Raw genomic sequence first — 303 nt, forward strand, 5'->3', positions numbered from 1 at the left:
ACATTCTCGTAAATGGTTTTAGGAAATGGATTCGGTTTTTGAAAAACCATACCAATTCTTCGTCTTAACGCGGATACATCGACCTCTTCATCGTAGATATCCTTACCAAGTAATCGAATATTGCCTTCGACTTTGCACCCCTCTATCAGGTCGTTCATTCGGTTGATAGAACGCATGATAGTTGACTTGCCACAGCCTGATGGCCCAATGAATGCCGTTACCTTACCTTTGGGAATTCGCATAGAGATATCATGTAATACCTGCTTTTGACGATAAAAAAGGTTGAGGTTTTCTATCTCTATC

The 303-nt window shown here is 40.6% G+C and carries 1 protein-coding gene; it reads right to left on the minus strand.

What is annotated here, in order from left to right; all coding sequences use genetic code 11:
• Positions 1-302: phosphate ABC transporter ATP-binding protein (locus AB4585_RS28135; protein ID WP_372172057.1), on the minus strand; the 302-nt coding region annotated here is incomplete at its 3' end.
• Position 303: the final 1 nt, after the last annotated feature.

The organism is Vibrio sp. 10N.222.49.C9 (genome assembly GCF_041474985.1).
Classification (GTDB): Bacteria; Pseudomonadota; Gammaproteobacteria; order Enterobacterales; family Vibrionaceae; genus Vibrio; species Vibrio crassostreae_C.